This window comes from Stenotrophomonas sp. PS02298, from assembly GCF_029959445.1.
Lineage (GTDB): Bacteria > Pseudomonadota > Gammaproteobacteria > Xanthomonadales > Xanthomonadaceae > Stenotrophomonas.
The window spans coordinates 1-3,897 of sequence record NZ_JASCOR010000254.1 but is presented as its reverse complement, the minus strand read 5'-3'; the positions used below and the strand labels follow the sequence as shown (position 1 = coordinate 3,897).

At 62.3% G+C, this 3,897-nt stretch carries 4 protein-coding genes and 1 other RNA gene; 3 read left to right on the top strand and 2 right to left on the bottom strand.

Annotation, left to right across the window (positions count from 1 at the left end; translation table 11 throughout):
* Positions 1-963: 963 nt before the first annotated feature.
* Together pepP and QMX78_RS20535 are read right to left on the bottom strand one after the other, a co-directional pair.
* Positions 964-2,289, bottom strand: coding sequence for a Xaa-Pro aminopeptidase (pepP, locus tag QMX78_RS20540; RefSeq protein WP_282273124.1), 1,326 nt, complete (start codon positions 2,287-2,289; stop codon positions 964-966).
* Positions 2,290-2,297: 8 nt separating this feature from the next.
* Positions 2,298-2,843, bottom strand: coding sequence for a YecA family protein (locus QMX78_RS20535; RefSeq protein WP_282273121.1), 546 nt, complete (start codon positions 2,841-2,843; stop codon positions 2,298-2,300).
* 125 nt (positions 2,844-2,968) lie between these two features.
* Here QMX78_RS20535 and QMX78_RS20530 point away from each other — a divergent pair, with 125 nt between their 5' ends.
* From QMX78_RS20530 to ssrS, 3 genes are all read left to right on the top strand, one after another.
* Positions 2,969-3,190: a TIGR02449 family protein gene (locus QMX78_RS20530; protein WP_282273125.1), complete on the top strand. Its 222-nt coding sequence runs from the start codon at positions 2,969-2,971 to the stop codon at positions 3,188-3,190.
* Positions 3,187-3,486, top strand: coding sequence for a cell division protein ZapA (locus tag QMX78_RS20525; protein WP_282273119.1), 300 nt, complete (start codon positions 3,187-3,189; stop codon positions 3,484-3,486). The genes QMX78_RS20530 and QMX78_RS20525 overlap by 4 nt, the downstream gene beginning before the upstream one ends.
* An 85-nt stretch (positions 3,487-3,571) precedes the next feature.
* A non-coding RNA gene (gene ssrS, locus QMX78_RS20520) (6S RNA) lies at positions 3,572-3,756 on the top strand.
* Positions 3,757-3,897 lie beyond the last annotated feature (141 nt).

The window sequence follows — 3,897 nt, the reverse complement described above, 5'->3', positions numbered from 1 at the left end:
CTGTTCCAGTCTTGCTGTGGCTGTGGATGTGGCTGTGGCTTTAGCTGTAGCTGTGGCTGTGGCTGTGGCTGTAGCTGTAGCTGTGGCTGTAGCTGTGGCTGTGGCTGTGGCTTTTGCTGTTTCCCCTCCCTTACGCAAAGCGTAGGGGAGGGTCAGGGAGGGGTGCCGTTGCTTTGCACTTGCACTTGCACTTGCACTTGCTGTTGCACTTGCTGTCGCTGTCGCTGTTGCTGTTGCCCTGTGCCTTTGACGTTCGGGCCCCTTCCGCAGCGACGGAGCTGGCAGACAAGACCCCGCACGGGGCGACGTGCATGGATGCACGTCGTTTTTCGACGATACATGGATGTATCGTCGAAAAATCCTGCCAGCGGAGTGGACCTGTAGCGCGCAGCGCGGAAGGCGCGTAGGCAGGGTGTGCTTTCTTTGGGCCACCTTTCTTTGCACAAGCAAAGAAAGGTGTGCTCGCGCGCCGAAGGCGGGCGAAAGCTCTTGATCTTGATCTTGATCTTGATCTTGATCTTGATCCTGATCCTGATCCTGATCGTGATCCTGCCCTTGATTGCGATTGCAGCGAGAGCAAGAGCAAGAGCTTTCACTCCCCTTCGGGGAGCGAGTCACTTTTCTTTGCTTGTGCAAAGAAGAAGTAACCAAAAGAAGCGCTTTTCAACAGCCGAATGGCTGGTCAAGCACACCCTGCCTACGCGCCCACGCCGCTACGCGTCGCGGGTCCACTCCGCCGCCGGGATTTTTCGACGATACATCCTTGTATCGTCGAAAAACGACGTGCGGCCTGCACGTCGCCCCATTCGGGGTCTTGTCCGTCGGCTGCGTCGCTGCGGAAGGGGCCCGGTAGGTCAAGAGCTTTGGAGCAACGGCAACGGCAACTGCACCCCTCCCATACCCTCCCCTACGCTTTGCGTAAGGGAGGGCAACTGCAACTGCTACAGCCGAGTACCTTCCGCCTCAGCGCTTGGCCATGAAGGCTTCGATCTCGTCTGCGCTGCGCTCCAGCGCACCGGTCAACACACGGTGTCCGTCCTCGGTGATCAACACATCATCCTCGATGCGGATACCAATCCCACGCCAGCGCGCCTCCACACTGCGATCGTCCGGCGAGATGTACAGGCCCGGTTCGATGGTGAACACCATGCCAGGCTCCAACAGGCGCGACTCGCCTGCTACCCGGTAATCACCCACATCATGCACATCCATGCCCAGCCAATGGCCGGTCTTGTGCCGGTAAAAACGCTGGTAATGACGCTCGATGATGTTCTCTTCCAGATCACCCTTCAACAGACCCAGCCGCAACAACCCCTCGGTCAATACCTCAACCGCCGCCAGATGCCCTTCCTCGTAAGCGATGCCCGGCTGCGCCTGCTCCAACGCCGCGGCCTGCGCCGCCAGCACCAGGTCATGCAGCGCGCGCTGTTCCTCGCTGAAACGGCCATTGACCGGGAAAGTACGGGTGATGTCACTGGCGTAGCCGCGATACTCCGCACCCGCATCGATCAACACCAGATCGCCATCACGGCTACCGCTGTTGTTGTCGCGGTAATGCAGCACACAGGCGTTGGCGCCGGCACCGACAATGCTGTTGTATGCAGAACACGCATCGGCCGCGCGGAACTCACGCTCCAATTCCGCCTGCAATTCGTACTCATGGATACCCGCGCGCGCTGCACGCATCGCCGCGCGATGCGCACGCACACTGATGTCGGCCGCTTCCTGCATCAAGGCGATCTCATCGGCGCTCTTGTACAGGCGCTGCTCGTGCAGCAGGTGGCCAAGCTCAAGGAATTCATGCGGCGGCTGCGCACCATTGCGCACCTGCGAACGCACCCGGTTCACCCAGCCAATCAACTTCAGGTCGAAGTCGGCGTCGCGCCCGAAGTGGTAGTACACACGCGAACGCCCTTCCAGCAGGCCCGGCAGGATCTCGTCCAGGTCCTCGATTGGATAGGCGTCATCCATGCCGTAATGCGCGACTGCACCGTCCTGGCCTTCGCGCGGGCCATCCCAGGCCTCCCGGTCCTGGTCGCGCTCGCGGCAGAACAGGATCACCTCACCGTGCTTGCGCCCCGGGATCAGCACCAGCACCGCCTCCGGCTCCTGGAAGCCACTGAGGTACCAGAAGTCCGAATCCTGGCGGTACGGATAGAACGTATCGTTGCTGCGCACCCGCTCCGGTGCCGCGGGCAGCACCAGAATGGCGTCATCGCCGGCCGCTTCCATCAACTGCCGGCGGCGGCGGGCGTATTCGGCGGGGGTGATTCCGGACAGACGCTTCATCGCCAACCTCAGTTCAGGCTTTGCCGGTGGCGCGACCCCATCACGCAGTCGCCATGCAACAGCAATGCAGCAACGCGCACGAACTCCTCGATCTCGGACAGTGCGTCTTCGTCCTCGTCAGCGCTGTCGAACTCATCACTGGAGGCCTGGGCAAGCCGCGCCAGATCCTGCAGCGCTTCTTCGCCTTCTTCACTCAGCGCCGGACGCTTGCCCGAGGCCAGGCCGAAGCCGCCCAGGAAGGCACGGCACCATTCAAACAAGGCGTCGGTACGCGCCTGCAGCGGTTCGGCAGCATCCACCAGCACCAGCTCGAAGGCGAAGTCACGGTCTTCCAGCTGCGCGACCGTGGCCTGCCGCAGCAGGTCCAGGGTGCTGCCGGGTTCCGGCGCTGGCAGGTTGTCGTCGGCCAGCACCTTGGCCGGCCACGCAGGCACATCGGCACCGCCTGCGGCCAACCAGCCGCACAGTCCGCCGTGGAGTTCGGCCGGGGAAGCAGCCAGGCCCAGCGACTGGCTGGCCTGGAGGATGTCGTTGACGGCGGGAAGGTCGGTCATGTCACAGGTCTGTAAAGCGGAGAGGAACGCCGGCACCGACAAGATGACGACGGCCGCACAGTGTAGCAACCGCGCTGCATACTCCTTCTTGACCGGCCCTCATCGCCATGCCTATCGTTCCAACCATGGACTCCTTCGACCCCGCTGGCCAGCTGCTGGCCCTCGCCTCCCGCCTTGAGCTGCTGCTTGAGCGCAACCAGCGGCTGAGCGATGAAAACCGCAGCCTGCGCCAGCAGCAGGAACAGCTGATCAGCGAGCGCTCGCAGCTATTGACCAAGAACGAACAGGCCCGCTCCCGGGTGGAAGCCATGATCACCCGCCTCAAGTCGCTGGAGCAGCACACGTGAGCAACAACGAACCGGTCAGCGTCCATATCCTGGACCGCGAGTACACCGTTGGCGTGGAACCCACCGAGCGCGAAAGCCTCACCGCCGCCGCGCGCGTGCTCGACGGCAAGATGCGTGAGATCCGCGGCAGCAACCGGATGGCGGCGGTGGACCGCATCGCGGTGTTGGCGGCGCTCAATCTTGCGCATGAGTTGCAGCAGGTGCGCGATGAGCAGCTCGCCCAGCAGCAGCGTTTTCAATCGGCGATGAACGAGTTGAACCGGCGCCTGGACCTGGCCATCGACAACGCGCGTTGATCCAGCTGACCAGCTCAGACAGATGAATCCGCAATTCGTGAAATACGGCTGCACCTAGCCGCGCAACCTCGCTATACTGGCGACGCGTTCTCTGCTGTGAACGACGGCGTGTGCAAACATTCGCCTTGTCCCTTAATTACGACCACGGGGGCGCGACGGAGCCGGGTGTGCAAGTCCGCCTTGTAGCGGGAAGCCCGATGGCCCCCCAGCGTTCCCACTTGAACCCCGGGTTCAAGGTCGTTTCGCACGCATCGTCACCGCGGAGAATGCAATATTCCAGAACGGCGCCTAACGGCGCCGTTCTTTTTTTCCTTCTTCCTAAGAAAGAAGCCGCTGCAGCAAGGGAACCCTCTGTAGTGCCGACCCATGGTCGGCAAGGGCACTACCGGTAGAGCCAATGCCGACCATGGG